This window comes from Parashewanella hymeniacidonis, from assembly GCF_016900895.1.
Lineage (GTDB): Bacteria > Pseudomonadota > Gammaproteobacteria > Enterobacterales > Shewanellaceae > Parashewanella > Parashewanella hymeniacidonis.
Genome location: NZ_JAFEUN010000014.1, coordinates 30,407 through 53,774 on the forward strand (window position 1 = coordinate 30,407; position 23,368 = coordinate 53,774).

At 38.3% G+C, this 23,368-nt stretch carries 24 protein-coding genes, 4 tRNA genes and 1 pseudogene; 9 read left to right on the forward strand and 20 right to left on the reverse strand.

Annotation, left to right across the window (positions count from 1 at the left end; genetic code table 11):
- Window positions 1-6: 6 nt before the first annotated feature.
- The 8 genes from JQC92_RS04805 to JQC92_RS04840 all read right to left on the reverse strand — a co-directional run bounded on the left by JQC92_RS04805 (window position 7) and on the right by JQC92_RS04840 (window position 8,590).
- A complete protein-coding gene (locus JQC92_RS04805) occupies window positions 7-990 on the reverse strand; it encodes a type VI secretion system baseplate subunit TssG (RefSeq protein WP_204998585.1) in 984 nt (327 codons plus the stop codon).
- Entirely contained in the window at window positions 972-2,753 is a 1,782-nt protein-coding gene (tssF, locus tag JQC92_RS04810; protein WP_204998586.1) for a type VI secretion system baseplate subunit TssF, read from the reverse strand. Before tssF ends, JQC92_RS04805 begins: the two co-directional genes overlap by 19 nt.
- Complete coding sequence (gene tssE / locus JQC92_RS04815) at window positions 2,746-3,168, reverse strand: type VI secretion system baseplate subunit TssE (RefSeq protein WP_129947485.1); 423 nt, start codon at window positions 3,166-3,168, stop codon at window positions 2,746-2,748. Before tssE ends, tssF begins: the two co-directional genes overlap by 8 nt.
- Window positions 3,165-4,532, reverse strand: a complete 1,368-nt coding sequence (tssC, locus tag JQC92_RS04820; RefSeq protein WP_204998587.1) for a type VI secretion system contractile sheath large subunit — start codon at window positions 4,530-4,532, stop codon at window positions 3,165-3,167. The genes tssE and tssC (JQC92_RS04820) overlap by 4 nt, the downstream gene beginning before the upstream one ends.
- 60 nt (window positions 4,533-4,592) lie before the next feature.
- Complete coding sequence (gene tssC / locus JQC92_RS04825; RefSeq protein WP_204998588.1) at window positions 4,593-6,074, reverse strand: type VI secretion system contractile sheath large subunit; 1,482 nt, start codon at window positions 6,072-6,074, stop codon at window positions 4,593-4,595.
- On the reverse strand, window positions 6,074-6,583 hold the full coding sequence (tssB, locus tag JQC92_RS04830; protein WP_129947482.1) for a type VI secretion system contractile sheath small subunit: 510 nt from the start codon (window positions 6,581-6,583) through the stop codon (window positions 6,074-6,076). Before tssB ends, tssC (JQC92_RS04825) begins: the two co-directional genes overlap by 1 nt.
- Window positions 6,584-6,652: 69 nt before the next feature.
- Entirely contained in the window at window positions 6,653-7,171 is a 519-nt protein-coding gene (locus JQC92_RS04835; protein ID WP_204998589.1) for an Hcp family type VI secretion system effector, read from the reverse strand.
- 33 nt (window positions 7,172-7,204) lie between these two features.
- Window positions 7,205-8,590 (reverse strand): type VI secretion system protein TssA, encoded by a 1,386-nt coding sequence (locus JQC92_RS04840; RefSeq protein WP_204998590.1) that lies wholly within the window; start codon window positions 8,588-8,590, stop codon window positions 7,205-7,207.
- A gap of 642 nt (window positions 8,591-9,232) precedes the next feature.
- On the opposite strand from JQC92_RS04840, the gene JQC92_RS04845 reads away from it, so the two are divergent.
- From JQC92_RS04845 to JQC92_RS04855, 3 genes are read left to right on the forward strand one after another with little or no spacing between them, the layout of a single operon-like run.
- The gene (locus JQC92_RS04845; protein ID WP_204998591.1) at window positions 9,233-11,272 is read left to right on the forward strand and encodes a type VI secretion system Vgr family protein; all 2,040 of its coding nucleotides are present in this window, start codon (window positions 9,233-9,235) and stop codon (window positions 11,270-11,272) included.
- Window positions 11,273-11,845 carry a DUF6931 family protein gene (locus JQC92_RS04850; RefSeq protein WP_204998592.1) on the forward strand — a complete coding sequence of 191 codons (573 nt, stop codon included), beginning with the start codon at window positions 11,273-11,275 and terminating at the stop codon, window positions 11,843-11,845.
- Window positions 11,846-11,847: 2 nt separating this feature from the next.
- Window positions 11,848-12,144, forward strand: coding sequence for a PAAR domain-containing protein (locus JQC92_RS04855; protein ID WP_129947478.1), 297 nt, complete (start codon window positions 11,848-11,850; stop codon window positions 12,142-12,144).
- A gap of 20 nt (window positions 12,145-12,164) precedes the next feature.
- Here the strand turns inward: JQC92_RS04855 and hda are convergent, their stop codons facing one another.
- The 3 genes from hda to JQC92_RS04870 form a co-directional block, all read right to left on the reverse strand.
- The gene (hda, locus tag JQC92_RS04860; RefSeq protein ID WP_129947477.1) at window positions 12,165-12,875 is read right to left on the reverse strand and encodes a DnaA inactivator Hda; all 711 of its coding nucleotides are present in this window, start codon (window positions 12,873-12,875) and stop codon (window positions 12,165-12,167) included.
- Between the two features lie 71 nt (window positions 12,876-12,946).
- Window positions 12,947-14,002 (reverse strand): DUF2066 domain-containing protein, encoded by a 1,056-nt coding sequence (locus JQC92_RS04865; protein ID WP_204998593.1) that lies wholly within the window; start codon window positions 14,000-14,002, stop codon window positions 12,947-12,949.
- A gap of 106 nt (window positions 14,003-14,108) precedes the next feature.
- Window positions 14,109-14,447 (reverse strand): Grx4 family monothiol glutaredoxin, encoded by a 339-nt coding sequence (locus tag JQC92_RS04870; protein ID WP_129947475.1) that lies wholly within the window; start codon window positions 14,445-14,447, stop codon window positions 14,109-14,111.
- A gap of 207 nt (window positions 14,448-14,654) precedes the next feature.
- Here JQC92_RS04870 and sodB point away from each other — a divergent pair, with 207 nt between their 5' ends.
- Window positions 14,655-15,239 carry a superoxide dismutase [Fe] gene (gene sodB / locus JQC92_RS04875; RefSeq protein WP_204998594.1) on the forward strand — a complete coding sequence of 195 codons (585 nt, stop codon included), beginning with the start codon at window positions 14,655-14,657 and terminating at the stop codon, window positions 15,237-15,239.
- 41 nt (window positions 15,240-15,280) lie between these two features.
- Here the strand turns inward: sodB and JQC92_RS04880 are convergent, their stop codons facing one another.
- The 3 genes from JQC92_RS04880 to JQC92_RS04890 form a co-directional block, all read right to left on the reverse strand.
- Window positions 15,281-15,724, reverse strand: coding sequence for a hypothetical protein (locus tag JQC92_RS04880; protein WP_204998595.1), 444 nt, complete (start codon window positions 15,722-15,724; stop codon window positions 15,281-15,283).
- A 360-nt stretch (window positions 15,725-16,084) separates the two neighbouring features.
- A tRNA-Ser gene (locus tag JQC92_RS04885) sits at window positions 16,085-16,174 on the reverse strand.
- Between the two features lie 450 nt (window positions 16,175-16,624).
- A tRNA-Ser gene (locus JQC92_RS04890) sits at window positions 16,625-16,714 on the reverse strand.
- A gap of 181 nt (window positions 16,715-16,895) precedes the next feature.
- On the opposite strand from JQC92_RS04890, the gene JQC92_RS04895 reads away from it, so the two are divergent.
- Together JQC92_RS04895 and fabA are read left to right on the forward strand one after the other, a co-directional pair.
- Window positions 16,896-18,623: a S16 family serine protease gene (locus tag JQC92_RS04895; RefSeq protein WP_204998596.1), complete on the forward strand. Its 1,728-nt coding sequence runs from the start codon at window positions 16,896-16,898 to the stop codon at window positions 18,621-18,623.
- A gap of 96 nt (window positions 18,624-18,719) precedes the next feature.
- A complete protein-coding gene (gene fabA / locus JQC92_RS04900) occupies window positions 18,720-19,235 on the forward strand; it encodes a bifunctional 3-hydroxydecanoyl-ACP dehydratase/trans-2-decenoyl-ACP isomerase (RefSeq protein WP_129947471.1) in 516 nt (171 codons plus the stop codon).
- Between the two features lie 121 nt (window positions 19,236-19,356).
- Here the strand turns inward: fabA and JQC92_RS23135 are convergent.
- A pseudogene (locus JQC92_RS23135) lies at window positions 19,357-19,503 on the reverse strand (GNAT family N-acetyltransferase); the annotation flags it as partial.
- Between the two features lie 176 nt (window positions 19,504-19,679).
- Here JQC92_RS23135 and JQC92_RS04910 point away from each other — a divergent pair.
- Window positions 19,680-19,871 carry a hypothetical protein gene (locus tag JQC92_RS04910; protein ID WP_204998597.1) on the forward strand — a complete coding sequence of 64 codons (192 nt, stop codon included), beginning with the start codon at window positions 19,680-19,682 and terminating at the stop codon, window positions 19,869-19,871.
- Window positions 19,872-20,073: 202 nt separating this feature from the next.
- Here JQC92_RS04910 and JQC92_RS04915 read toward each other — a convergent pair.
- The 5 genes from JQC92_RS04915 to JQC92_RS04935 form a co-directional block, all read right to left on the reverse strand.
- Window positions 20,074-20,163, reverse strand: a tRNA-Ser gene (locus JQC92_RS04915).
- 94 nt (window positions 20,164-20,257) lie between these two features.
- Entirely contained in the window at window positions 20,258-20,656 is a 399-nt protein-coding gene (locus tag JQC92_RS04920) for a CBS domain-containing protein (RefSeq protein WP_204998598.1), read from the reverse strand.
- On the reverse strand, window positions 20,653-21,006 hold the full coding sequence (locus JQC92_RS04925) for a P-II family nitrogen regulator (RefSeq protein ID WP_204998599.1): 354 nt from the start codon (window positions 21,004-21,006) through the stop codon (window positions 20,653-20,655). Before JQC92_RS04925 ends, JQC92_RS04920 begins: the two co-directional genes overlap by 4 nt.
- The gene (locus JQC92_RS04930; RefSeq protein WP_239480379.1) at window positions 20,996-21,781 is read right to left on the reverse strand and encodes a DUF1538 domain-containing protein; all 786 of its coding nucleotides are present in this window, start codon (window positions 21,779-21,781) and stop codon (window positions 20,996-20,998) included. Before JQC92_RS04930 ends, JQC92_RS04925 begins: the two co-directional genes overlap by 11 nt.
- Window positions 21,778-22,515, reverse strand: a complete 738-nt coding sequence (locus JQC92_RS04935) for a DUF1538 family protein (RefSeq protein ID WP_204998600.1) — start codon at window positions 22,513-22,515, stop codon at window positions 21,778-21,780. The genes JQC92_RS04930 and JQC92_RS04935 overlap by 4 nt, the downstream gene beginning before the upstream one ends.
- Before the next feature lie 274 nt (window positions 22,516-22,789).
- Here JQC92_RS04935 and JQC92_RS04940 point away from each other — a divergent pair.
- Both JQC92_RS04940 and JQC92_RS04945 read left to right on the forward strand, forming a co-directional pair.
- Window positions 22,790-22,866, forward strand: a tRNA-Val gene (locus JQC92_RS04940).
- A gap of 318 nt (window positions 22,867-23,184) precedes the next feature.
- Window positions 23,185-23,368, forward strand: a 184-nt coding sequence (locus tag JQC92_RS04945; protein ID WP_204998601.1) for a hypothetical protein, incomplete at its 3' end; no start/stop codon positions are given.

Consider the following 23,368-nt stretch of genomic DNA (forward strand, 5'->3'; position numbering starts at 1 on the left):
AAATTCCTAGCCCGCACTCAATGGTAATTCAACGTATTGCTGTGAACTTGCTCGACTGTCCATCCAAGCTGATTCACCAATTTTGCTGAAGCCTTCTGTGCTCTTTGAAAGTTTAATTCTTGGCAAATAGTGGCTATCTGCTTTCATAAATAACTTGTATTTGATGTTAACGCCCATGAACGAGCGAACGATATAATCAATTGTTTTAACTAATTTTTGATCACTGTGTATTTCGATATATTCAAGATAGTTTGCCGGACAAATTTTAATTCTAAGTCGTTGCCCCACTACTGGCGCTGACGTACCTACTAATGCGTTAGTTCCCAGTTGGGCGTTTTGCCCATTGTTGCCTATTGCCGTCAGAGAACACATTGTTAAAGGTTGATATTCAAGATCCGAATTTTCAATTTCAAAGCAAGTTTCAAAGTAATCTTCCAGTATTTTTTTCAGTACACCTATACAAGTGATTCTCAAACCTATTAAGCTCGAATACTGAATAAGATGATCTTTAGGGATAATGTTTGAATTTTTTTCTGCACCCGATAAATTCACCAACAATGAACTTATCGCATGCTCTACATTGTGAGATTTAAAGCGTTCTTCTTCGAGTAATGACAATAAATCGTGCTTTTGCTCAACTCGACAATAAAACGAATAGAAACGATGATTAAAGCTATCAAAAAAATCGATAGGAGCGTCGTCGCCAAGGTTGAATTGAGCATTAAGCAGCTGTCTATAAAGAGGTCTTACTATCGAACCTTTTGAGCCGGTTAGGGCAGGCAACCCAGTTTTAATGATCCAACCAGCTCTTGGATGCTGATATACTTTTGTAACTTCACTGTGATGATATGCTGGTAAAACTTCACTACTAAAGCGCACTTTAAGGTGTGAGTTCGTATACTCAGCATGATGCCTAAGCAATTGCCAAGTTTTTGCAAGTTCTGAACCATCTGCAGATTCGATTAATTTTGTTAAAGTAAGTTTTTGCATCCAGATCTCCTCGGGAAATGCATAAACAATCCATCTTGCCCTTCAATGCGGATATCAAGTTGGGTAAAACTATTAAATCCGGCAAAGAACGCAAAAAACTTATCCAACAAACAACTGAACAGTGTTGCTCCACTGTTCAGTTGGGACTGCTCAAGAGTAATGATGATTCTAGTTCCATAGGCAAAGCAGCCTCGACCTGCTACTCGTATAGGTGCCACCACTTGCTCTTGCTCAATATTAATGATTGATTCAATGTACGATGCATTGAGTTGATTCTGATTTAGGTTATAGAGATGTAGCACACTTTTCAGTGCTGTCTTAGGATCTTCCGCCCCTAATATGCTGTGATAATTAAAATGTAGATGACTCAACAAGGTCCATACACTTTGTTGGATATCTCTATTCCTGATAGGTAAGGAAGGTCTTCGCATTAACTTCAAGTAAGCAGGAATTGTAATAGAATCACGACACTTTAATCTACTCGTAAGCGGCAAGTGACTGACGCGAGCAGAATTCGTAACTGTCGCTTTAACAATCCAAGTACGTTTATCACTTCTTGCACTAATATGATCGAGATCAGCTACTTTTAATGCGCTTGTTAAATGCCCATCCTCATGATAATTTTGAATTAATTGCCAACGTAAATGAGTGCCTGCTTTTTTATATTTTTCGTGATACATCTGTGGCACTTTCAATAATTGATCGTCAGAAATATCTGTAATTTCATCAACAGAAAATAACTCTAAGTGATTTCCTTGCATTGATTCCAACATTATTGGGTATTCATTTTTGTGGAAATCAACCTCTAAAGGTTCTGCGGTGACCTTGTGCAAATTTACGATTGGCGCACAAAATAAACTGAAGTTTTGTTCAGAAACATTTCGAGCTAGATCAACACTCATCTCATCCAGATAAATCTGAAGTTTGAAACGGCTAGATTTAATATTCTTGATGACATTATCAAGCTTGAAATGATAGGCATGGAAACGCTCTGAAAACATAAAGAATTCAGTGAGAAGTTTGAATCCACCAAAACTTGAAGCTTGGTAAGGTAGAACCGTATCTTGAACTTCAAACCCTACAGGCGTCATATCGTCTTTTCCTAAACTCCACGAGTTTTCACCATCGGATATGCACACTTTTACTTTAGACAGTGCAAAAAGGTCATATAGACGCAAAGCAAAGTTGGTTTCACCTTTGATATGCAACTTAAGGGTACTGATATCAAACTCGCTAACAATCAGTCCGTCATCAATACTGCATATTTCTATTTCTATAAGTGCCTTAGATTGCTCCGCACCTTCTGGTTTTTCATCTGTAAAAGGAGCGAATTCAGTAGAAACATTGCTGATCTTAATTGGGAATAAATTTACAGGTTCTGTTGTACGAAATATGAAATTCTTATTGCTGGATCCACTCACATCAAACTCTGTTCCAGCAGGTACGTGATGCTTAGCATTCGCTGCATCATTGATATCAAAATTCAATAAACTGTAGGATGGAATCGGTCTTAAAAAGTGCGGGAACAATAGTCTTACTAGGCTTTCTGTAAACTCAGGGAACGTTTCGTCCAATCTCTTATGTAATTTACCATTGAGTAAAGCAACACTTTCAATCAATCTTGATATTTGTGGATCGTCGATTCCGTCTTTACTGATGCCAAGTGCACTTGCAGAGTTGGGGTGCTGCAATGCAAATAGTGCCCCCTCTTTACGAATAAAGCGAAGCTCTTGTTCGAAGTATGATAATAATGAATCAGACAAAATTCGACTTCCTTACGTCAAGTTTGTTAGAGCTCAAATCCAACACAGAATCAAACACCATGCTTTCTGCGCCATAAGGTGAATGCATTACAGCCGAAATATTGAATTGAAGCGTGTTAAGTCTTTTACCCTCATCACTGAGTTCAATTGAAACTTGTGAAAGCCTCGGCTCAAAGCTTTGTATAAGTGCTCGAATATCAGATAGAATCACATGTATATTAGTTTTGCTTTGCGAGCGAGCTACGTAACGAACACCGTAATTAGCAATCGTGTTATTTAAATTCATATCTTGAAAATCTTCATCCCAAAGGGGGGCACGACTTGAAACCAAAGCACAAACGTTATCGATAATCGAATCTCTTAATGCATCAATGTCTTCTTCCCATGTCTGTGTGAGCTTGGCAATGATACTCATGCGCTTTCTCCCACTTCAGAATTAGACAATGAAGTACTAAGTACGACTTGTACGTCAATTAGCTCATATTGATACTGTGGTTGAAGACTGATTTGACAGTGGTATCTTGTGCTGTCATTTGGATCCGGTGTAATAATCACTTCACTTGATTTTAAAGGGTACCGAGCCATTACAGAGTCTTCACCATAATCAAGTTCGCTAATGTATTTCTGTAACCAACTTTCTAAGCTGCGCTTACAGTCTTCTACGCTGTCATAACCACCAATTTGATCACGGGTTTGAGCCTTGATGTAATGTCCAAAGCGACATGCCATTAAGTTTGTTTGCAACATTCCTAGTACTTGCTCTTCATCAGTCGGTGGATGCCAAACAGATTGATTACTAAAGAAACCTTTCTGGTCCGAAAGATATAAGCTAGTAAGAGGTACGAAGCCATTTTCACCCCAAAAACCATCTTCCTCACCAAAAATATCGACTTTCGTTTGAATCGATTTGTTATTCACTTTACTGATGATCGCACCATGATCTCCGTCTGAGTCATATGAGCGCAAAAAACCAAACCAGCTAATACGGTCAAATTCACGTATCACGTTCGTAGCAAGTAAATAAGCACTATTACCCCAAAGGGCATTATCTTGGTGTTGAACTTCGCTAAAAATAAACCCGGCTTGATGGTGCTTATACGGTTCTCTTAACAAATAGTCAGGTAGTGTTAAGTGGAGAAAGCGTGATGCGACATTCTCTCTTAACAAACTCCATGAATGGAAATCACTGCTTTCAAGTATTCGGTTTATTCGGTTTGAGTCATGCAGTTGCCTACTTGGTTCGTCACCAAAGAAGTCGTCATTAACCGATAAAACAAATGGGCACAAAGAACGCTCAGCGACTTCAGACAAGAGTTGCAACGTGTATAAATCGTCGTAGTTACTGTCATCCACATAATCAGGGCTAATCTTGTGATCTATAACAACTAAACCAAACGGTGTACCACCGGCGGTATCAAGTTCACTTGAGTAGATCTTCTTATAAAGCGATGTTTGTCGCATATCAAACGCAAGATTTAAGTCAGTTGATAGTTGCTCCCAGCTTATATCGAGGAGCTTCAATTTCACTCTGCGTTGCGAAACAGGCAAATCAATCAGTCGTTGTAAATTAGCCCAGCTGGACTCCAACTGCTTAAACTTTGAATACTGGATAATCTCTGAAAGTTGTTCACTGATAACTTCATCTAAATGAGCCACCAATTTGGCTAACATAATGGTAATTTGGTCATTATTTCGTTGAACTAGAGCTGAACTTAGCTCCTGCCACAACTGACTTATGCCATTATCAAATTGTTCGGTCGGCTGATTTGATTGAATCATGAATTAACTAATATTTAGAGAAATGAGAGTAAGAAACGGGGCCGAGGCCCCGAATATTGATTAACCAGGAATTCTTGCAACCATTCTTAATGAGGTTGTAAGTTCTTCCATTTGTAACCAAGGACGTAAATAAGCCACAGCAGAATATGCACCAGGTCTACCTGCTTGCTCCTCTACTGTTACTTTCGCCTCTACTAACGGGTGACGTGCTTTGGCTTCATTACCAATTGCATTAGGGTTTACGTATTGATGAATCCAAGTGTCTAATTCTTTTTCAACATCATTGGCTTCAAGGTTAGAACCAATACGGTCACGGCCCATTACTTTCAAGTACTGCGCAATACGGCTGCTTGCCATGGTATACGGTAAGCGAGCTGAAATTGCAGCGTTGGCTGTAGCGTCTGGGTCAGTATAAGTTTTTGGCTTATGCGTTGTTTGCGCGCCCATAAACACTGCGTAATTAGTGTTTTTATAATGAACTAACGGTAAGAAGCCTAAGTCACTTAGCTCTTTCTCACGTTCATCTGTAAAGTTCACTTCAGTTGGGCACTGCTGCAATAAATCACCAGCATCAGAGTAATAAGTGAAATTAGGTAAGCTTTCTACTTTACCGCCGTTATCCGTTCCACGAATCGCTGTACACCAGCCGTACTGAGTGAATGCTTGAGTGAGCAACAAGCCATAATCATATGCAGCGTTACTCCATACAAAATCGTCATCAGATTCAACAATTTGGCTGCCATCAGCACGTGTCTTCATCTCTTCGTACTCAAAAGACTTAACAGGTACAGTTGCTGAACCATATGGTAAACGAGCAATTGTTTTCGGTAATGTTAAAGCAACATAACGAGAATCGTCACTTGCTCTGAATGCATTCCAACTCGCATAAGCTGGAGAGTCGAAACCCGCCGCTACTGGCTTGCCATCATTGAATGTACTGAATGAATTGAAGTCAAACATATTTGCATTCGCCGCAGCAACAAATGGGGCATGTGATGCAGCAGCAACTTCGCCCATATAACGCAATAAGGCTACATCTTCATCGCCGTAACCAAACTCATAGTCACCAATAAGTGCACCATATGGTTGACCACCGGCTGTACCAAATTCTTCTTGATAAACCATTGTGAAGAAACGGCTACGATCAATCGCAGGGGCATCTTCAAACTGCTCTAATAATTCGTCTTTAGTGTAATCTGCTAACTTAATTTTCAGCTGGGGACCAAGCTCACTATTCTTGATAAGCTTTTGTAACCCCAACCAAGTGCCTTCCAACTTTTGAAAATCTGAGTTTTTCATTACATCGGATAACTGCTCAGAAATCTTACTGTCAATTGCAGAAATAGCCTTTTGAATAGTAAGCGTTAAGTTTTTATCCCATGTAACTGTGCCTTCTAGGGCTTCAGCTGTCATAATAGACAGAAGTTCTTTAGTTGTATCAGCAGGAGTTTGAACTGTCGCAGAGATGGCTCGGTCGAGGATGCTACCAGTTTCTTCAACTGCACCAGCTGTTTCTTGGGTCGCTTGTTGTTCTTGAGACATTACTCATCCCCTCCTTTTTCAACGCCTAATTCTTCTGCTAAGCCTTGAATTGCTTCAGTACTTTGTAGAACTTCTTTAAGTAACTTTTCAAGGTCACGTGAACGATCAGCTTTGCTGAGTAATACTTTAAGTTGATTTCTTGTTTCAACTAACTTTTTCAAAGGATCAATTTGTTCAACGAGCTTTTCAGGGTGGAAATCTTTCATAGAACTAAACTCGAGGCTTACTTCAAATTCTGAATCATCCTTCGCCAGCTTGTTGGATACTTTATATGAAAGAGATGGGTTAATTTGTCCCATTACTGAGTCAAAGTTATCTTTATCAATGCCTGTAAACTCACGCTCTTCAAGCTCAACTTTCTCGGTTTCTGGTTTGTGACCAGAGAAATCACCAATGACTCCGACAACAAACGGTAGTTCCTTTGTTTCTACTGCGCCGTTTGTTTCTACATCATAAGTAATGCTGACGCGGTTTTTACTTACTCGTTTATGTTGTGAATTAAGTGCCATGACTTTGCCCTAACGTTCGAAGTTACAAAATGGGGCCCACATATGGGCCCTCTAACTAATGTCTAGTGACTATTTAGCACCAGAAAGTAGTTTGCCTTGTGGTAAGTTATAAGTAACGATACCGCCTTCTTTAACTTCACCACCTTCAAGCTCGTAGTTATGTTTCTGAGAAATTTCTACATAAGAAAGAGAAACGCTTTCATAAGGTTGAGAACCATCAGAACCACTCACGTTGTATGAAACTAGACGAGCGTTTGTTAATTTCACTTGAAAATACAGTTTTGCTCCAGAGCCATCAGCTTCAGGTTTAGTGAATGCAATCTCTACTACTTTGCCTTCTTTTCCAGGGTTAAATAGATAAGACAACAGATCTTCAGACGCACCATCAACTTGCTTAGTTAAGTTAACTTCTGTCATTGCAACCATGCCAGAATCAGCGTTGTTGCCATTACCGATGTCCATAGCTACATTACGAACGCCACCCCAATTGTATGAGCGAATAGCGAACCAACCTGTACCCTCAAGACCTTCAACCGTAGCGCCACCTTTAACGTCTACACCATCAATTCGCATATAGATACTAGCCATAAAAATTCCTTACTTCATAAATGAATGCTTTCTCTACCAACTAAGTGCCGTACTACCAGTAGAGGCTTCTATCTTTTGTTTTAGATTTAAATCCGCATCAGTTGAATTAACTTCTGACACTGGCATTTCAGCAGTAACCTTCGATGTCGATGACATCGGTTTAGAAACTCCTGAAACAGGTTTAACACTACTCACAGGCCTAATGATTTTAGGAAGTGAGACTTGCTCTCCATTATCTAAGCCAGTAGTGTTAAAAATTCTATTCAGTAAATCGCCATCTGGTTCTGTGACCATTTCAGTCAATAACTCAGGAAGAGACATGTTGCCCCAGCGTATGGCTTTCTCTAATAAGAAAGACACAGGGCTATGAGGTTCGCTTTCTCTAAAGTAATTGGCAATTTCACGCAACTGATGAAAAGCAATATTCCGATTCATGCTATTCATTGCTGCTGTTTGTGATAACCCTTGCATCGAAGAAGACAACGTAGTCGCTTGCATGGCTATACCATCTTCTGTTCTTTCAGAACTCATTTGCGAAGCTTCATTACTCACTGGCATATCTGAGTTCGTTATTTCCGTTTGTACGCTTTCGATAACTTGCTGTGCTGACGTTACACTCACACCGGTTAAAAAAGTTGTTGCTTTACACACACCGCTAATTAAGTGGTTTATGAAGCTGAAACTGGGTGACGTTAAATTGAATTTTTGACCTAATTCATTTAATACACTTTGGACACCGTTAATGTGAGTTAACGCTCGTTCAAAATTTTCAAGCCTCGCTTCAATAACATCACGTTCTTGGGCAATTAAACCAACTGCGACACTTTTTAATTCAGCAAGCTCCCCTTTGCGTTCTGCACTTTGATAATCAAAATACGTAATATCACCAATCAACGGATGCATAAGAAAAGGAGCATAAAGTAGGCTGCTTTCATCGCTATCACCGATCAATTGTGCAAATGCTTTAAACTTTGCTTCAGCTTGTTCTACTTGCTGTTCATCTGGAGAATTTGTTTTTAATTTATTTTCAGGAAGAACAGGGTTTAGCTCATCCCAATGCTCAGTAACTAAGTTCGATAACCATTCAAACGCATTTGCAAAACCTTCACCTGAATAATTGGTGAAGAGCTGAGTACTGGTGAACCAACCTATTAACTCGATATCCCTGCTTGTTTCGTTAAATACTGAAATCAACTCACTGGACAAACTATCCCAATTGCTTTGATTCTCAATTTGCAGCTGCTCAAGCTCGTTTCCATCAGGATTTTGACTCAATTTTCTTAATGACGTTTGGGCTACATTAAAGGCATTTCTTAACGGTCTGAATGCGGCTCTATCTGATTTCAAATAGACCCCACAAAATGCATCTTCAGATATAGGATCAGTTAACTTAAGTTTTTGTTCTTGAGTAAAAAGCATTTAAAATTAATCACCTAATCAATGGTAAAATTTTCACCGTAGTTACATTGTCGTAATAACATTAATTTCAATAAATCATCAAAAATTGAATTAAAATAAAACTAAATTAACAACATGACTCATCAAGCTAATTTAGAATTCGCTAATAAACATTTTAAAAAAATATAGCCGCAGGCTTTAAAGTTAAATAGCGACATAAAACCGATATAACTTAAGACCTATGATATTTTACTTTTCTTTCATAAAAACACTTTTATTTACTCAGAAAGCATTTAGAGTAAATATTTTATTTAGATTTTATACTCAGCTTTTAAATTAAAACTTGAGCAACTGTAAACTTTTACAAAAACCAAATAGAATTTAATTCTTTGATATATTTTTAACTTACATACTAAACGCACCTAAAACTGATACTACATCTATTAAAATCAAAGGGTCAAGCAACGAAATTATATATTGGTTTTAATTTCTAATGGACAGACCTCTAACCATATGCGATAAAATATAATTAGCTTGACTATAAAGCTAAATTAATGAGTAATAATAAAAATTAAAGTATTCATCCATAAGTATGCTATAAAAATTGATTACTAATTTACTTATGCATTATGGAATCACATGTAACATATTAAGCTAACAAACATGGCAAATAGTCAGTATTCTTCTACAGCAAGACCTCTAACCATTTCTTTCGATGGTGGGTCACCATTGATAGGCACAAAACTGACCTGTAATGAAAAATTATTCTCGGGTTGTAAATTATTATTATCAGTAATATCGAGTGAAATCCTCCCCAAATCCCTTTTAGGTAAAACTGCCATTGCTGAGTTCAAAAAAGGTGACGAGGAGAAATATTTTTCAGCTTTAACTACCAGCATTGAATTAATAGAATACAGTTCTGAAAAAGGGATATTTTTATATCAAATTGAATGTTTAGATCCAATTGCATTATTAAAATACAAGCAGAACCAAAAAATATTTCAAAATCAATCATCACAGAGGATTTTAGAGCAAATATTCGAAGATGCCGGAATAAATAATTACATCTCTTTTTCATTATCAAATAGCGGGAAAGAGCATGAATATTGTATTCAATTAAATGAAACTGATTTAGATTTCGCCAAAAGAATAATGTCTTTTGAAGGATGGTTTTACTTCATAGAGCATTCAAATTCAAAGCCAAAAGTAATTATTTCTGACACTAATCAGACATTCAAAGATATTGATCAGTCTACTGTTTATTATAAAGATGGCTCAATTGATAGCGATCGAATAATTACGCGCTGGCAAGAAAAAGCTCAATTAGGCACTGCAAAGTTATTAATGGCCGATCACACTCAAGAACTTGCGGAAGTTTTTCAAAGTGACGAACGGAAAAGTGCGAGTGATTCAAATCTACAGTCATTATCCTCTTATTTTTTTGGCACAGGCGCTATAGATAAAAATGAACTTAGACAGAGTGCTAAATTGCAAATGGAAGCACTTGATTGCTCAAGACAAATATCAAGCGGCCATTCGCAAATATGTGTGCTAACTTCTGGAAGTCGGTTTTCACTGGCTAAACACCCCGTTTCTGACCTTAATCAAGAATATATTCTCACACATGTCATTCACAATATTGAGCAGTCTGAATCAGGTAGAAACGTACAATACCAAAATAAGTTTCATGCTATTCCTAAGTCCATACAATTTCGTCCACACTCGATTGAAAAGCCAACAGTAAAAGGCCTCCATTGTGCGACGGTCACCGGCCCGAGCGGAGATGAAGTCTACACTGATAAAAAGGGTCGAATTAAAGTGCAATTTCATTGGGATAGTGAAGGTCAAAACGATGAAAACACTTCATGTTGGCTACCAGTTTCACAGGGATTAGCCAGTCAAAACTTTGGTTTACATGCACTGCCAAGAATCGGTGATGAAGTACTTGTTCAATACATCAATGGTGACCCTGATCAACCTGTTGTTGTTGGATCTATTTATAATGGCGCAAACCCGCCTCCTTATGAAACGGCTACACAAACTGGTTTAAAAACTCGAACAACCCCAAATGGAAGTTCAAGCCAAGGCAATGAACTCAGATTTGAAGATCAAGAAGATAAAGAAGAAGTTTATCTTCATGCAGAGAAAGATTTATTAGTTGATATCAATAACGACTCTAAAACAGAAGTCAGAGGATTGAAGTCAACATTAGTCGAAAAAACGCTTGAAGTGACAAGTAAAGAAAACATGTCATATTCAACTGAAAAAGAATACTCAGTGAAAAGCGCTGAAAATTTTTCAGCGACATCTGACAAAGATCTTTCATTGACCAGTAAAGGGAATTTATCAGGCGCATCTGATAAAGAGGTCACTTTAGACGCAGGTTCATCTGCAAGTTTAACCGCAAAATCGTCTATTAAAATTGATGGTCAATCGATAGAGATATCAGGCAAGACCAAAATCGAACTTAAAGTAGGTGGTAGCAAAATTGAAATTGGACCAAGCGGCATTAAAATCGATGCGCCACAAGTTGAAGTGAGTGGTAAAGCTAAAGTTGATGTTAAGGCTGCTATGGTCGCCATTGAAGGTCAAGGAAAAACGGATGTAAAAGGTGCACTTGTGTCTGTCCAGGGTAGTGCTATGACAGAGATAAAAGCAGGTGCAATGGTTCAAATTCAGGGCGCAATAGCAAAGTTAAATTAGATGAAGTTATTAAAAGTTCCACACGACAACCCGAAAGAGGTTTTTGCTTTTTACGAACCAACACCTGATATCATCGAGTTATCAGATGGAGTTGGCTCGCCCTATGAATTGATCCAAAAAGCAATTGCACATCACTTTTATGCTGATGCAGTGACATTTTTAGCTCATGGATTGCCTATAAGAGAGTCCATTTGGTGGGCAGCAGTATGTGCAGATAAACGTGACGATTGGAATGACAACGAACGAAATGCTGTAACAGCAGCAAAATCATGGGTCCACTCTCCAGATGAAACTACGCGTCGACACGCTGAAGAGATGGCAAAGCTATCAACGTTAAATACAGGTGCTGGTTGGGCTTCCCAAGCTGCATTTTGGAGTGGCGGGAGCATGACCGAACCGAGTGCACCCATTGTCCCTCCTCCGCCCTATTTATACGCACAAGCGGTTGCTGGTTGCATAAATCTAACTGCAGTATTACCCGACGGCGCTAAGGCAGAAGAAAGGTATGAACTTTTTTTAAAAATAGGACTTAACCTCGCAAGGGGTGGAAATGGCGAAATAGAGGGAGAATAAGTTTGCTACCAGCCGCAAGAGCAACAGATATGCACGTATGTCCGATGCAAACACCTGCGATCGTCCCGATTCCACATGTTGGAGGACCTTTGCTTCCATTACCGAGTACAGTGTTAATAGGAAACTTGCCCGCTGCTGTCATGGGTCAACCTTGTATTTGCGTAGGGCCACCAGATAGCGTCATAAAAGGAAGTGCAACTGTGTTGATAAGTAATATGCCATCTGTTCGTATGGGAGATATGACAGCACATGGTGGGACAATAATTTTAGGATGGCCTACAGTTTTAGTAGGAGGTTAACAATTTAGTTAACCTAATTATTATAAATGCAGCATTTCTTTGATAAAAGGAATAGTAAGCTTTCTCTGATGAACCATTGAAGCTTTATCTAACTTATCCAGAACATCAAACAGAGTTCGTAGATCTCGTTGTAATCGATTCAATAAAAATCGACCAACGTCTTCGGGGAGCTGTAACCCTCTCATCGACGCACGCCTTTGCAATGCGGCTAGCTTATCTTCATCCGCCATTGGTTGGAGTTGATAGCTAAGCCCCCACTGCATCCGAGAAGTTAAGTCTGGAAGCATAAACTTTACATCTTTAGCATTTAGACTAGAACTTACGATAAGGCTTGAATTTGATGAATCTGCAATTCGATTGAATAAATCGAACACGGCTTCTTCCCAAATTGGGTTACCAGCAATCGCATCAATGTCATCTATACAAATCAAATTAACTGTTTCTAGACTTTCAAGTAGTGCTGGAGAAATGCTGGCGTGGATACCGAGTGGAATATAAAAACTGGTTCGGTCATGCTCATTTGCGTGAGCACAGGCCGCATGTAAAAGGTGTGTCCGACCTGACTTTTCAGGTCCCCATAAATAAATAGAAGATTTTTTTGCACCTGTTGCAAAAGCATGAAGCTCACGGATTAACTCATCATTGCCTGCTGCTGGATAGTAACTATTGAAAGTCTCATCATCAGGCAAATATACGGGTAATGAAAGTTGTAAAGGTGAGTTTTGTGTCACTCAAAAAATCTCAATTCTTTAGAATTAATCGCATTGTAACATGGCAATTTGGAAAATCTATCCAGATTGTCCTACTTCCAGATATATCGATGGTTTATTACACTTTCTTCTGTAGAATCGTGCTCAACCTGGCTGATTTTAGGGTCAAGTCTCAACGTTTTATACATATCTGACTCTTTACCATACAAATTAATTTCAATGGCAAGCATACTATTTTTGATTGATTGAATGTGTGCCGACTTTACTGTAGAAAAAGCATTTAAATATCGTTCAATTTTGATTGCTTTTTGCAAGTTATCGACATTTACAAACTCCAATACGGTAGAAGAATTTTCATTGGTTGCTGTAACTGAATATTCCTTGGAAAAAAAGCTAGCTAACGGTTTTAAGATTTGTTCAGCCGCAACAACATTATTCTTCGCTTTGCCCGAAAAAGCATAAACTGACCTCAAAATCCCCTCTTGTTGCTGTGGATATAATTTTACTTGGTAAGCAAAACCTTGAGGTGTTTTATTTAAGGTAATGAGCGTGTAGTACTCAACGCCATACCTTTCGTTAAAACTATGAAGTTGATTAACAAAAAATCCTTTAATATCAGAAACTGAAATATTCGTGACTTCATCAAAATCCAGAATAGGCAAAACGGTAGGTAACCCGAGTTCGTATGACTCACTTTTTAGGTTCTGAATGAACTCATTATGCGAATAGTCGCTTATAATAGAATTTGAAACACCGTCATCATAGGCGACCCATGCAATGGTCAAAGGACGATTTTTTCCCCAAATAGGGACTTGTGCTTTTCGAAGTAATTCAATAATTTTTTGTTCGGAAAACTGAACTTTTAAATAAAGCTCGTCATCTTTCTCTAAATAAGAAAACTGATTCATTAAGTTTGCAGGTTTTTTGAAAGCAGCATTTACCACATCATTTTGAAAAACGCTGGTATCACCTACGTGCTTGAAAATAACTTGCCTTAATCCGGTTTTAATCGCACTTTGTCTTTGCGCATATGATTGACTTTTTACTGGCACATTGACATCAGAAAGGTGTTCAACTGTTACCGAAAAACCAACTTGTGGAAATAGAACTAAAAACAATGCAATGAGTATCCGAACGGCTGATTTCAAAATAAAATCCTATTCATTTTCAAAATAAAAGCAGAGTTTATCATAAGGGATGAATTAGAAAACAAAAAAGCCGCAAAAGCGGCTTTAAATAGATGTATCAAAAAGATTAGTCTTCAGTTTCAGAGCGATGCTTATCAGCAGTTTCTTTGATAATAGGTTGAAGCTCACCTTTCTGGAACATTTCTACTACGATATCACAACCACCTATCAACTCTCCTTCAACCCAAAGTTGTGGGAACGTTGGCCAATTGGCGAATTTTGGCAGTTCCGCACGAATATCGGGGTGCTGTAAGATATCGACAAAAGCGAATTGCTCACCACAATTAATCATAATTTGAGCAACTTGAGAAGAAAAGCCACAACTCGGTAACTTTGGAGAACCTTTCATATAAACAATGATTGGGTTTTCACTAATTTGCTGTTTAATTTTTTCAACAGTTTCCATTTTATATCCTGTTCACACAACATCATTTACACCTATTGTACGCCACAATGATAAAGAACAAAATCCTATTATTTGTACGGGTTTAGCAAGTTGATCTATTTTTGATGTCAACTAAATTAAATAAACAAACAATGATTCACATCACAGAATTATTCAGTACAATACACAGCTGTGAGCAATATAAACAAGTCTACGGAGACAAAACTAATGGCTTTTGAATTACCTCCTCTACCATACGCAAAAAACGCACTTGAGCCACATATCTCTCAAGAAACGATTGAGTATCATTATGGTAAGCATCATAACACTTACGTTGTTAAGTTAAACGGCTTAGTTGAAGGTACTGAATTTGAAGGTAAATCACTTGATGAAGTGGTTAAAACTTCAACTGGTGGTGTTTTCAATAATGCAGCGCAAATTTGGAACCACACATTCTACTGGAACTGTTTAGCACCAAATGCAGGTGGTGCGCCAACGGGTGCGATCGCAGATGCAATCAATGCTAGCTTTGGCTCGTTTGAAGAATTCAAAACTGAATTTACTAATTCAGCAGTTAACAACTTCGGTAGTAGCTGGACTTGGTTAGTTAAAAAAGCTGACGGCAGCCTAGCAATTGTTAACACTAGCAATGCAGCAACGCCTTTAACAGATGACTCTGTTACTGTTCTACTTACAGTAGATTTATGGGAACATGCTTACTACATCGATTACAGAAATGTTCGTCCTGAATACATGAATGGTTTCTGGCAGCTAGTAAACTGGGATTTCGCTAACCAAAACTTTGCTGGTTAATACGAATCTTGTAATAAAAAAAGGAGCTTCTGCTCCTTTTTTTATTTAATGTATCGCAAATAAACTCGATGATCAGTTTCATAATCAGGATTAAAGCCTGAACCTTTATACACGTCAATTAATGGATTGTTATGCGCAAGAGAGCATTTCACCATACACCCTTTTTCTACTTTGTTTTCTATGATGTCGTTAATGATGATCTTGGCAATTTCATTTTCATCCGTATCAAACCATAAAGAAATATCTTCAATAAAGACTTCATCAATACCTCGTTTGATGCTCACTACTCCAATATCAACCCCATCATAATTAATAACTGTTGTTCTACCTTGCAAAAATTTACTGCGCTTGAGTTTGAAAAATTGCGACTTTTCAGGTTGATAAGGCCAGGTAGCATTCAGATAATTTTTTAAGTCTTTAGAGCAAAGAAGATTCACGAAAGGCCAATCGTTATTAGATGCGGCTCGCATTTGGATTTCTGGCATGTTGCTACCTCTGTATATTCAATCATCATAAATTTGCGACCTGCCTGTCATATCCACTTTGTCCGTCTATTTAAAGGTAGCAAGCGAACGAGCTTTATCCATGAGCAAAAGTCACTCAGGTGATCAACTTAATTAAAAAAACACAAAGATAATAGTGGTAAGTGATTGATACAAATACATATAAACTTGTTTAAACATAAAAGTTAAAGTTAAATTAACATTAATTAACAGTAATTTTTCTTAAAGTGTCTAATTGAGAACGAAAGGTAAATCTGGGTAACTTCTGGAAGAGAACAAAGAATTTGGTTTGTGAATTCTATAAAGCAAAAAGCCACTCTACTGAGCGGCTTTTCTAAATGATGGCGGAGGAGCAGGGATTTGAACCCTGGAACGGGATAAACCGTTGCCGGTTTTCAAGACCGGTGCATTCGACCACTCTGCCACCCCTCCGAACGCCGACAAAGATACTGATTTACCTTTGTGTTGTAAACAAAAAAAATGAAATATTTGATCAATTGAATATTTTACCACCAACAATGCGATTCTTGCTGATTTAACCATCTAAAATGAGAGCCGATACAAACAAACATAAGTAACTCGCATCAATTTAGATTCATCATAGGTCGCTTTCTCTGACTCTTAAATTACGTTTTCAGAAGTGAAGCTCTGACTAACCATCGAAAGACTAAGCCATGTAAAAAGAGTGCTCTTTTAGTTTTTAACTTCTAGGCTGTATTTGTACAAACAGGGAAAATAAGCAGCGTACTATTGAATTGCGTAAAGTAATTAGATGGATTTTGTAATAAGAGAATGAGCTATTGAGCATAAATCACATGGAAATCAATCAACTCAAACGATAAAAAGCAAAAAGCCGCACTAATGAGCGGCTTTTCTAAATGATGGCGGAGGAGCAGGGATTTGAACCCTGGAACGGGATAAACCGTTGCCGGTTTTCAAGACCGGTGCATTCGACCACTCTGCCACCCCTCCGAACGCCGCAAATAATAGTCAAAACCATTCTGGCTGTAAATGATTATTTTACTAAAACACGCTAAATGCTCACCGAACAACCACAACGTTGAAATTATGATCTTTTTTAACGAAAATTTGCCAACTACTGACAATAGAGACTGTGATAGAATTCTGCTATTGAAATATAAAACTATAAACTATGAAGCCAAAACTAATTGCAGCATCTAAATTAGCACCACAATTTAATATTCCATCTTCACTTGAAACAAAAGCAAACCAGTATTCACTTCTGTTAGGTCAAGATAGAGTGACTTCTACATATAAGCTTTTTTCTAAACTTGAACATCAACATTTATATATCGCTGATTATCCGAGTGTCGATCGCTCAAAACTTATTGATGCATTAGTTTCTAGCTACTCTTCGTTTTCAGAACAATATTTATCAGCTGCAAAAACAACAAATGCCATAGTATTGGAATGGTTCGATTCCCCTGCTCCCAATAACACTGGCATTATTACGACTAAACAAAACACTTATGAGTATTTGACAGGTAACCTTTCTAAGGTTGATTTATTTGGTAGAACAAACAATAAGAATGGAATCGCTGAATACATAGCGGGTGCCCTAGCTCGATCAAACATTGTTTTTATCAGTGCAGAAGCTTTATTAAATAAACCTAATTTATGGTCAATGCTGATGGATACGCTTAACTCTGGCTTCTACAGAGTTAACTCAAGTCTTTCACAAGTACCATTGAATTGTAAAATCGTATTAGTTGGCGGCGCAAGTCTGTTTACTGAATTAAAGTATCATGACGAAACGTTCAATAAGTATTTTCCGCTACTCGCAGAAATGGTTTCTGAGCTTGATATATATAAGCACTCAGAATTAGAGTATCTATCGTGGCTTGAGCAATTAAAGCCTGCTAGTTCGATTGTGGAAATGGATGCATATCCAATATTATTGAGCTACTCATCCTCACTTGTGGAACATCAGCACAGACTCGCATTAGATTTTGTAGAGATGGTACACCTGTTAGCTCAAGCAGCAGCACTTTCAAAATCAAAACGCATTTCTGCAGAGAGTGTACTAGAAGCAATAAATCTTAAACAACAAAGGCATAACACTTCTGAGGAATATTCATTACAAAATTTTGAAGACAAATTTATCTCCTTGCAAACAGAAGGTAAAATGGTCGGTCAAATTAATGGATTAACCGTTATAGACACTGGCGATTACAGTTACGGCGAGCCCGCACGAATTACATGTACTGCACACTACGGTGATGGCGAAGTTGCAGATATCGAACGTAAATCTGAATTGGCCGGTAATATTCACGCAAAAGGTATGATGATTTTATCTTCGTGCTTATATCGTATTTTCGGGCGTGATGCTCCATTACACTTAGATGCAAATATTGTTTTCGAACAGTCTTATCAAGAAATTGACGGCGATAGTGCATCTGTTGCTGAATATTGTTGTTTGTTATCTGCAATCAGCGAAACGCCAATAGAACAAAGTATTGCCGTTACAGGTGCATTAGATCAATTTGGTAATGTACAAGCTATTGGTGGTGTAAATGAAAAAATCACTGGCTTTTTCAATCTGTGCCAAAAACGTAAGCTGACGGGCACGCAAGGAGTCATCATTCCTGCATCAAATGCATTGCAGCTCAATTTGCCACAAGAAATAATCACTGCAGTTGAACAGGGAAAGTTTAGTATTTTTCAAGTAGATCATATCGACCAAGTGATCGAATTGTTATTAGGTACACCGGCCGGCAGCCTGAATGAAAACAATACTTTCCCTAAAGATTCACTTTACTGGAAAGTACAACAACGTTTGAACGAATTGGCAGGAGAATATGAGCCTGAACCCACGTTTATTCAAAAGGTGTTAACAAAAATTGGGATAAGAAGTGATTAAAATCAAGTTATCGCAATATTCTTAGCTGATCGGAGTTGTTTAGCGTACACGTGTTCGCTAATCTTGCAGCACATTCGGCAATAATAGAAAGAAAACATGTCAAAAGTTAGTAGTTTTACAAAGGATGAGCTTATCGCCTGTGGTCATGGTGATTTATTTGGTGCAGACTCTCCACGTTTACCTGTAAAAAATATGTTGATGATCGATCGCGTCGTTAAGATTAGCGATGATGGCGGTAAATATGGTAAAGGTGAAATTATTGCCGAACTCGATATCACACCAGATTTGTGGTTTTTTGATTGTCACTTTGTAACTGATCCAGTAATGCCAGGCTGTCTTGGCCTAGATGCTATGTGGCAATTGGTTGGTTTCTTCCTTGGTTGGGAAGGCGCTAAAGGTAAAGGTCGAGCACTTGGTGTAGGTGAAGTTAAATTCACTGGCCAAGTTCTGCCTGAAGCCAAAAAAGTTACTTACAAACTGGACATAAAACGTAAGATTAATCGTAAACTGGTTATGGGTATGGCTGACGCAACATTAGAAGTTGACGGTCGTGAAATCTACTCAGCTACAGATTTGAAAGTTGGTATTTTCCAAGATACTTCTTCGTTCTAATTTTCGAATCAATTCATATAAAGATGCCAGCTTTTTTGCTGGCTTTTTTTGTATTTTAATCAAAGCGAAACTCATTAACTTTTACTGACCCGGATGTTTGTACACATGCCATACATCATCTCTAAAAGGTAACTTGCGCTCTAGCATACCCTAACCTCAATGCTAATTTAATAGACGCTTCATTGTCCGGATGGATAAAGCTTATTAGCTTCATTTCTGGCATATATTTTAACGCAACATCTTGAATGAGCTTAGAAGCTTCTGTGGCAAAACCTTTACCCTAACAGTTTCGCACCAATGCGCAATCATCACACACAGTGCTTTCCATGTTTCAAGCCGTGAATAACTCTTTCTTACCGTGAATTGAGTTGCAACAGTATCAGAGAAGTAGTGATGAATATCCTCTATACCCATGATACCTGAAGATGCTCGATTTCAGCGAGAATGCACAACTTGTTAATCAAGGTGACGGTGTGCGGCAATAGTGAGCTATTGTTAGCACTGGCAACGAAGAGCTGTGCAACTCGCAATGCGTGGACTTCTCAGCGCCAATTCTTCTTTGTTACATTAGCTCGAAAGAATCCCGATATTCCTTCGTTAATGCGCCTAAAAGAATTGGCGCTGAAAAAGTCCTGAAACATGCATCTTCAAGTATCATGGGTATAAGTCGCTTTCGTTGAATCGACGTAGAACCAACCTATCTGTTTCTAGTGTTTCAGGAACCCGAAACTGCATTGAAAACCAAAAAATTATGAAGTGGTACTGTGTTTATAGAATGGTATGAATAAAAAGTCTAGAAAAGCAAAAAGCCGCTCTAATGAGCGGCTTTTCTATATGATGGCGGAGGAGCAGGGATTTGAACCCTGGAACGGGATAAACCGTTGCCGGTTTTCAAGACCGGTGCATTCGACCACTCTGCCACCCCTCCGTGCGGTGCGTAATTTACTAATATTGGCTGCCGCTGTAAACTCTTATTTTACTTTTTAAGTTCAAATGATGAAATAATCAGCAAAAGCCATATATTAGCGTTTCAGCATACCTTTTAAAACAATATCGTTATAACTGACTAGACCTAAAATCTCTTTATCTGCAATAACAGGCGCTCGTGTAATACCTAAGTTATCAAATAGACGAGCGGTATAACGTACATCCATGTAGTCATGTACTGAAACCGCAGGTTTTGTCATAATCTCGTATACATTTACCCGCTCAGGTGCACGATCTTTAGCAAGAACTTTCTTAGCAATATCGCTCATTAAAACAAGACCATATTCATCATTTTCATTTCGCTTATTTACGAAAAGAACTTCAACGTTTTTTTCTAATGCAACTTCAATAGCTTCTGCAACCGTTAATAGTCCATCAACTATCGCAAAATCTTGGGTCATTACATCTTCGTTTTTTACAATTGAATCGCTCATACGAGTTTGTCTCCGAGTTCTTTCGTTAATTCTTCCACTTGATGAGCTACACCAACTGCATCTTCAACATCAATTTGAATTGCAATCCCTTGCCCAGGCTTTTCTTCAAATTCACCAGCAGTACTGATTGTTTCTAGAATTTTACGACTTAAATGTTCTTCCACTAATAATAGAATCACATCTCGCTGAACGTTAAGTGTTAAGCCCATAAAGGTTTTCTTTTGCTCGATACCTTCACCACGAGCGTGATTAATAACAGTAGCACCTGTCGCTCCTGCGGTGCGTGCAGCATCGAGAATATTATTTGTACAAGCATCATCTACGAATGCCACAATTAGCTTAAATCGCATCAGACGACTCCTTATCTGTATTTTTAGAACTCATGAATTCAACTAATTTTGCATAAGCCATGACCGTAATCATTGGAAACAAGCTGGCAAATGCAATTAAACCAAAACCGTCTATTAATGGATTGCGACCTGGTACATTGGTTGCTAGCCCTAAACCCAAAGCGGCAACCAATGGTACAGTAACCGTGGAGGTTGTAACGCCACCTGAATCATAGGCCAATGGGATTATCATTTTAGGTGCAAAGAAGGTTTGAATAACAACTAAGATATAACCCGCCATAATGTAGTAATGAATCGGATCACCTTTCACAATTCGGTAGCAACCTAAACTGATCCCAATTGCCACACCCAACGCAACGGCAAAACGTAAACCTTGAACACCAATAGTCCCACCAGAAACTTGATTTGCTTTAATGGCTACCGCAATCAAAGAAGGCTCTGCAATCGTGGTACTAAAGCCAATGGCAAAAGCAAAAACATAAACCCAAAAGTAATCACTAGGCTTAATTATTGCACCTGGCACTATTCCAAGAAACTCAGGTGAAGTTAACTGCTCGGCCATTGTTTCCCCAAGAGGGAATAATGCTTTTTCTAATCCGACTAAAAACAGACTCAAACCAAGAATGACGTAGAGAAACCCGAGTGCAACACTCTTGGGGTTCGCAACTGGACGCTTTAGCACACCTATTTGAAATCCGAACAAAATGATTGCAATGGGCACAACGTCTCGTACTGTTAACAGAAACGTTTCTAAAAATGACATTAAAACGTTCATGACAGCACCACCATTCCATAACAAAGCACAAATATCATAGGGCTTAAACTCGCAAAAGCGATCAAACCAAAACCATCAATCATAGGGTTTCTTCCTTTAATCACGCTGGATAACCCTACACCTAAAGCCGTAACCAGAGGCACTGTAATGGTAGATGTTGTTACACCGCCGCTATCGTAAGCAACCCCAATAATGTTTTCAGGTGCAAAGCTCGTCAAAATCATCACGATGACATACCCACCAATAATCATATAGTGCATCGGCCAGCCTTTGAGAATTCGTATTACACCAACCAAAATGGCAATCCCCACTGAAATGGCTACCGTAATTCTTAACCCCATTGCATAAGAAGCCTTCGCAGCCTCTGTTTGTGCAATCGCATTAGCTTGTGCGGCAACTTGAGCCGCTTCACCCGCCACTGCGGTAAGAGCTGGTTCAGCAATAGTGGTCCCAAAACCGAGTGCAAACGAAAAAATCACGAGCCAAAACACACTCCCCTTTCTCGCTAGAGCTTGAGCTAAAGACTCTCCAATCGGAAATAACCCCATCTCTAATCCGAAAATAAAAAAAGTTAAACCTAGAATGATAAAAACTAAGCCGACACAAATGCCAATTAAATCATCAGGGGTTTGATGAAGCACAAAAGCTTCAAAGAATATAATAACTAAGATAATAGGCACGAGATCTCGTACACTACCCAACATAGATTTGAAAAGCTTACCTAAAGCTCCCACGGATACTCCTTTACTCCAAATTAAGGTCGAATGGTGAAACAGTCAATAGAACAATTTTAACAGTTAAAACGACAGCTTTCTTTTGATCTAGATCACAAGTAAATCCGCATTCTCTTTTAGATTCAAGTCTATTTAACCGAGCGAACAAAAAACCAACTAAAATAGTGTAATAGGTTATGAAAACAGCAACTAAAATCATTTGCGACATTTTTACTTGCATCATGACAAATGACATCATAATATTCGAATCGTTCAAATGAAAAGTTCAAAATATACAACCGTAGCTCAGTTGGTTAGAGCACTACCTTGACATGGTAGGGGTCGGTGGTTCGAATCCACTCGGTTGTACCATACATAATCAAATTTTTTCAATAACTTAAAAGTTTCATCATTTAATAACTTCCTTTTTAACACACCCAACATGTCCCTTTGTGCCCAATTTGTGCCAAATTTTTCGGCACATGACCAAATGCAGTTTGAAATTAGAGACCACCACCCTATTTGGGCACAGCTAAAAAATAACTTTCGATTTTCTGAAGATTTAATGTGCAATATTTTTTGAAAACTCTGATCATCAATACTTCGGACAGTTTTTTGAATAATTCGAAATCACGAGCAGAGTTTGTGAAAATATAATTTGCAAATACAACCTTCACAAAGCTGCTGCTCATGACTTCACTAATAGAATCTGTTTTAGAGAAAATGTCTAGCATAAAAAAGCCACAACGGGTTTTCATTTCATTACTATTAGAAACACTTGCTGTTGTACAAGGAAAAGCTAACTTTCGTAATTTGAGCCGTTACTGCACTTCAAGCGAAAAACGATTTAGTCGTTGGTATCAACGTATTTTTG

Coding starts and splice junctions, on each gene's coding strand:
- JQC92_RS04840 (WP_204998590.1), bottom strand. CDS start 8,590: ATGCTTTTTACTCAAGAACAAAAACTTAAGTTAACTGATCCTATATCT.
- fabA (WP_129947471.1), top strand. CDS start 18,720: ATGTCAAAAGTTAGTAGTTTTACAAAGGATGAGCTTATCGCCTGTGGT.
- JQC92_RS04870 (WP_129947475.1), bottom strand. CDS start 14,447: ATGGAAACTGTTGAAAAAATTAAACAGCAAATTAGTGAAAACCCAATC.
- tssE (WP_129947485.1), bottom strand. CDS start 3,168: ATGAGTATCATTGCCAAGCTCACACAGACATGGGAAGAAGACATTGAT.
- JQC92_RS04835 (WP_204998589.1), bottom strand. CDS start 7,171: ATGGCTAGTATCTATATGCGAATTGATGGTGTAGACGTTAAAGGTGGC.
- JQC92_RS04880 (WP_204998595.1), bottom strand. CDS start 15,724: ATGCCAGAAATCCAAATGCGAGCCGCATCTAATAACGATTGGCCTTTC.
- JQC92_RS04920 (WP_204998598.1), bottom strand. CDS start 20,656: ATGAGCGATTCAATTGTAAAAAACGAAGATGTAATGACCCAAGATTTT.
- tssC (WP_204998588.1), bottom strand. CDS start 6,074: ATGTCTCAAGAACAACAAGCGACCCAAGAAACAGCTGGTGCAGTTGAA.
- JQC92_RS04845 (WP_204998591.1), top strand. CDS start 9,233: ATGGCAAATAGTCAGTATTCTTCTACAGCAAGACCTCTAACCATTTCT.
- JQC92_RS04925 (WP_204998599.1), bottom strand. CDS start 21,006: ATGCGATTTAAGCTAATTGTGGCATTCGTAGATGATGCTTGTACAAAT.
- tssB (WP_129947482.1), bottom strand. CDS start 6,583: ATGGCACTTAATTCACAACATAAACGAGTAAGTAAAAACCGCGTCAGC.
- tssC (WP_204998587.1), bottom strand. CDS start 4,532: ATGATTCAATCAAATCAGCCGACCGAACAATTTGATAATGGCATAAGT.
- JQC92_RS04850 (WP_204998592.1), top strand. CDS start 11,273: ATGAAGTTATTAAAAGTTCCACACGACAACCCGAAAGAGGTTTTTGCT.
- sodB (WP_204998594.1), top strand. CDS start 14,655: ATGGCTTTTGAATTACCTCCTCTACCATACGCAAAAAACGCACTTGAG.
- JQC92_RS04895 (WP_204998596.1), top strand. CDS start 16,896: ATGAAGCCAAAACTAATTGCAGCATCTAAATTAGCACCACAATTTAAT.
- JQC92_RS04930 (WP_239480379.1), bottom strand. CDS start 21,781: ATGAACGTTTTAATGTCATTTTTAGAAACGTTTCTGTTAACAGTACGA.
- JQC92_RS04805 (WP_204998585.1), bottom strand. CDS start 990: ATGCAAAAACTTACTTTAACAAAATTAATCGAATCTGCAGATGGTTCA.
- JQC92_RS04910 (WP_204998597.1), top strand. CDS start 19,680: ATGCACAACTTGTTAATCAAGGTGACGGTGTGCGGCAATAGTGAGCTA.